Raw genomic sequence first — 4,775 nt, forward strand, 5'->3', positions numbered from 1 at the left:
GCGCTGGCGGCCGAGTTGGTGGCGGCGGGCGCGCAGGCCGCCTTTGCGCCCGCCGACGTGTCGGACGAGGCCCAGGTGACGGCCGCCGTGGCGGCGATCGGTGCCGCGCTCGGAGCCGTGACGGTGTTGTTCAACCATGCCGGCACCATCGTGGTGAAGCCGTTCCTCGACACCACGCTGGCGGAATGGGACCGGCTGATGGCCGTCAACGTGCGCAGCATGTTTCTGATGACCCGGGCCGTGCTGCCCGGCATGATCGACGCCGGCGGGGGCAGCATCGTCTGCACCTCGTCGATCTCGGCCGTGGCGGCGACGCCGATGGAGGTGCTCTACGACACCACCAAGGGCGCCTGCCATATGTTTGCGCGCGCGATCGCGGTCGAATTCCGCGACCGCGGCATCCGCTGCAATGCGGTCTGCCCCGCCTTCATCAAGACACCGCACGGGATGCGCGAGGTGGATGAGCTCACACGCCTCGGCGTGGATGTGTCGGATGCGGCGATCGCGGCGCAACAGGGCCGCATGTGTGAACCCGAGGAGGTGGCGCGCGCGGCGCTCTTCCTCGCCAGCGACGAAGCAAGCTTCGTCAACGGCACCCACCTGTTCGTCGATAACGGTTTTACGGCGGTCTGAGCCCAAGCAGGGCGGCGCCAAGCATGACGAGCGTCGATCCGCCGATCGCCGTTCACCCCATCAGGGCCGGGATGCACCCCCGGGCGATGCGCCGCATCCCGCTACGCCGCCGCGAGGCGCAGCCGCTTCAGCGCCGCGATCGCGTCGCGCGGATCGGCGCGACGGGTGAAATCGGCTTCGACGAAGGCCCAGCGGACGACGCCGCCCTGGTCGACCACATAGGTGGCCGGCACCGGCAATTCATGGGTTTCGTCGCCGTTCCAGGCCGCGAGGTCGATGCCGATCTCGCGGTAGAGCGGCCGGAGCGACTCCGGCACCGCGAAGACGAGGCCGAGGGCGCGCGCAAAGGCATTGCCCTTATCGACCGCGATCGGGAAGCCGAGGCCGCCATCGGTGATCTGGGCAGTCTCGACGGCATGCTCGGCCCGCTCCGGCGTCACGGCGACGATCGTGGCGCCCGCGGCTTCGATCTCGGGCAGCGCCGCCGCATAGGCCCGCAACGCGACGTTGCAATAAGGGCACCAGCCGCCACGGTAGAACACCAGGATCGCCGGCCGCCCGGCCAGCCTATCGGCCAGCGGAAACGGCGCACCGTCGAGATGCTCGAGGACCGGAAAGGCGATCCGTTCATCGACGCCGACGGCGCGATCCGCGATCCCGGTGGCCTGAAGATCGGTGATCGAGCGTCCGATCGCCTCGAACACGTGCTCCGGCACGGCGGACCGGACGGTGTCCACGGTGCGGGCGAGGTCGTCTGAAAGGCTCATCGGAAAGTCCTGTTGGATCGAGCTTGGGCGTCATGCCCGTGAACGAATGTGTCTCGGTCGCAGCCGATCCGGGCCACCAGCCGGCACACGACCGATTGCGCCACGACCGGACATCCGGCCCGCGGAGATCATGCGGCTGGGGCCGACGACCATCAGGTCGAGCAGCGGCGAGGGGGCCCGAACAAACATCGATGCACCGCAACTCCCAAGCGCACGCCAAGCCACACACCCATTAGTCTATTATTTTAATAGACTGTCAAGCGATCCCTGCCCGTTGCCCGGCTCTCTTCGCGACCGCGACCAAGGGTCCGTCAGGCTCGCATCGGCGAGGGCTGGCCCGGCATCCGAACCCATCCGCAATGACCCGCGCTCCGCCGACCAGCCCCGGTCCGCCTCTCCCCCGGCGAAGCGCAGATCATGCGGATTGACAGGGCCGGAAAGAAAGCGCGATACACTCATCATACCAGTTTGCGCCTCGAACGTAGTCTTCGAGGACTCGGGGGGAGGTTTGTTGTGACAGCCATCGCTTTGTTCGGTGCCGGCGGAAAGATGGGCTATCGGCTCGCCAGCAATCTCAAGGGGTCGCGCTTCGAGGTCCGGCATGTCGAGGTCAGCCCGGCGGGACGCCAGCGCCTGAAGGACGATCTCGGCTTCGAGGCCGTGGACCAGGATACGGCGCTCGACGGCGCCGATGTGGTCATCCTGGCCGTGCCCGACACGATCATCGGCACGGTCGCGGCGGCAATCAGCCCGCGCCTCAAGGCCGGCACGATGGTGGTGGCGCTCGACGCCGCGGCGCCCTTCGCGGGCCACCTGCCCGAGCGGCCCGACCTCACCTATTTCGTGACCCACCCGTGCCATCCGCCGATCTTCAACGATGAAACCGAGATGCACGCCAAGACCGATTATTTCGGCGGCATCGCGGCCAAGCAGCACATCGTCAGTTCGCTGATGCAGGGGCCGGAAAGCGCTTATGCGCTCGGCGAAGAGGTCGCCAAGGTGATCTGGGCCCCGGTGATGCGCTCGCACCGCGTCACCGTCGAGCAGATGGCGCTGCTCGAGCCCGGCCTGTCCGAAACCGTCTGCGCCACGCTGCTGGTGGTGATGAAGGAAGCCATGGACGAGGTGGTGGCTCGCGGCGTGCCGCGCGATGCGGCGCGCGACTTCCTGCTCGGCCACATGAACGTCCTCGGCTCGGTGATCTTCGAGGAAAAGCAGGGCGTGTTCTCGGATGCCTGCAACAAGGCCATCGAGTTCGGCAAGCCGGCCCTGATGCGCGACGACTGGCGCCGGGTGTTCGAGCCCGAAGAGCTCGCGGCCTCGATCCAGCGCATCACCTGACCGTCGCCCCGGAGCGCCCCCATGTTGCCAGCCGCCAGCCAGCCCGACGATGCGATCCGGCTGACCTACCGTATCGAGACGGCGGGCGACCCCGAGCGGCTCGCGGCGAAGATCGCCAGCGACCAGTCGACCGGCACCTTTGTGGCGCTGCCGGGCGAAACCCCGGAGCTGAAGGCCCGCGTCGCGGCCCGGGTGGCCGGCTACCGCGAGTTGCCGCCCGTCGCCACGGCGGCGTGGCCGGATGGCGCCATCGCGGGGGCCCGCTACCGCGCCGGTGAAGCCGACATCGATTTCCCGCTCGATGCGATCGGCACCGACCTCGCGGCGCTGATGACCATCGCGGTCGGCGGCGCCTCGGCCATCAAGGGGTTTTCCGGCTTCCGGGTGACCGGCCTGCGCCTGCCCCCGGCCTTTGCGGCCGCCTACCCCGGGCCTCAGTTCGGCGTCGCGGGCACGCGCCGGCTCACCGGTGTGCAGGACCGGCCGGTGATCGGCTCGATCGTCAAGCCCGCCCTCGGCCTAAGGCCGCACGAAACCGCGGCGCTGGTGCGCGACCTCGTGGCCGCGGAGGTCGACTTCATCAAGGACGACGAAAAGCTGATGAGCCCGGCCTATTCGCCGCTGGCCGAGCGCGTGGCCGCCATCATGCCGATCATCCGTGACGGCGAACAGAAGACCGGCCGCAAGGTCATGTATGCGTTCAACATTTCGTCGGACGACCCGGACCAGATGCTGCGCAACCACGATATGGTGGCGGATGCGGGCGGCAACGCGGCCGTAATCTGCCTCAATGCGGTGGGGTTCGGCGGGCTAAGATTCCTGCGCAAGCGGTCGCGGCTCGCCCTGCACGCCCACCGGGCCGGCTGGGATGCCATGACCCGCCATCCGAGCCTCGGCCTCGACTTTTCGGTCTATCAACAGTTCTGGCGACTGCTCGGCATCGATCAGTTCCAGATCAACGGCATCCGGGTGAAGTATTGGGAGCCGGACGACAGCTTCGTCCGCTCTTTCGCGGCCGTCACGACGCCGATGTTCTCACCCGCCGACTGTTGCATGCCGGTGGTGGGCTCGGGCCAATGGGGCGGCCAGGCGCCCGACACCTTTGCCCGCACGGGCCGGACCACGGATCTGCTCTACCTGTGCGGCGGCGGCATCGTCAGCCATCCGGGCGGCCCGGCGGCCGGCGTCAAGGCGGTGCAGCAGGCCTGGGAGGCGACGGTCGCGGGCGTCGATCTCGACGTCTACGCACGCCAGCATACCGAGCTGGCGCAATCGATCGCGTTTTTCGGCGCCTCGGACGCGGCCGCCTGATGTCGCTCCTTTTGTCCTATTACGGGGACGACCTCACCGGTTCGACCGATGTCATGGAGGCGCTCGCCTCATGCGGCGTGCCGACGGTGTTGTTCACCGAGGCGCCCTCGGCCGCGCAGCGCGACCGCTTTCCCGAAGCCCGCGCCATCGGCGTCGCGGGCACGAGCCGCAGCGAAACCCCGGCCTGGATGGACGCGCATCTCGCGCCCGCCTTTGCGGCGCTGCGCGACCTCGGCGCCGCCGTGACCCATTACAAGGTCTGCTCGACCTTCGATTCCGCGCCGACGGTCGGCAACATCGGCCGCGCGGCCGAGATCGGCGCAAGGGCGTTCGGCCAGGATGTCGTGCCGCTCGTGGTCGGCGCGCCGCAACTCAAGCGCTACACGGCCTTTGGCACGCTGTTCGCCGCCTTTCGGGGCGAGACCTTCCGCATCGACCGTCATCCGGTGATGAGCCGCCATCCCGTGACCCCGATGCGGGAAGCCGACCTGCGCCTGCACATGGCGGCCCAGACCGCCCGTCCGGTGACGCTGGCCGACCTCGCGGCCCTGGCGGGCCCCGACCCCACGGCCGCGGTGGATCGGCTGCTCGCCACGCCCGACAGCCTGCTGCTGCTCGACGTCGCGGATCGCGCCACCCAGGCCGAGGCCGGGCGGCAGTTGTGGCGGCTGGCGCAATCCGGGCGTCGCTTCGCCGTGGGGTCGTCCGGGGTGGAATATGCGC

The 4,775-nt window shown here is 69.0% G+C and carries 5 protein-coding genes; 4 read left to right on the forward strand and 1 reads right to left on the reverse strand.

What is annotated here, in order from left to right:
• Positions 1-633: SDR family NAD(P)-dependent oxidoreductase (locus P7D22_RS22295; RefSeq protein ID WP_319936449.1), on the forward strand; the 633-nt coding region annotated here is incomplete at its 5' end.
• 101 nt (positions 634-734) lie between these two features.
• Here the strand turns inward: P7D22_RS22295 and P7D22_RS22300 are convergent.
• Positions 735-1,400 carry a peroxiredoxin-like family protein gene (locus P7D22_RS22300; RefSeq protein ID WP_319936450.1) on the reverse strand — a complete coding sequence of 222 codons (666 nt, stop codon included), beginning with the start codon at positions 1,398-1,400 and terminating at the stop codon, positions 735-737.
• A gap of 513 nt (positions 1,401-1,913) precedes the next feature.
• Here P7D22_RS22300 and P7D22_RS22305 point away from each other — a divergent pair.
• From P7D22_RS22305 to P7D22_RS22315, 3 genes are all read left to right on the forward strand, one after another.
• Positions 1,914-2,741, forward strand: a complete 828-nt coding sequence (locus P7D22_RS22305) for a phosphogluconate dehydrogenase C-terminal domain-containing protein (RefSeq protein WP_319936451.1) — start codon at positions 1,914-1,916, stop codon at positions 2,739-2,741.
• 21 nt (positions 2,742-2,762) lie between these two features.
• Positions 2,763-4,052, forward strand: coding sequence for a 3-oxo-isoapionate-4-phosphate decarboxylase OiaX (oiaX, locus tag P7D22_RS22310; RefSeq protein WP_319936452.1), 1,290 nt, complete (start codon positions 2,763-2,765; stop codon positions 4,050-4,052).
• Positions 4,052-4,775, forward strand: a 724-nt coding sequence (locus P7D22_RS22315) for a four-carbon acid sugar kinase family protein (RefSeq protein WP_442916132.1), incomplete at its 3' end; no start/stop codon positions are given. The genes oiaX and P7D22_RS22315, both read left to right, overlap by 1 nt.

The sequence above is a fragment of the Lichenihabitans sp. Uapishka_5 genome, assembly GCF_033947565.1.
In the GTDB taxonomy this organism is placed as follows: domain Bacteria; phylum Pseudomonadota; class Alphaproteobacteria; order Rhizobiales; family Beijerinckiaceae; genus Lichenihabitans.

Excerpts from the sequence above, each read along its gene's own strand:
- P7D22_RS22300 (WP_319936450.1), bottom strand. The coding sequence starts at position 1,400 with ATGAGCCTTTCAGACGACCTCGCCCGCACCGTGGACACCGTCCGGTCC.
- oiaX (WP_319936452.1), top strand. The coding sequence starts at position 2,763 with ATGTTGCCAGCCGCCAGCCAGCCCGACGATGCGATCCGGCTGACCTAC.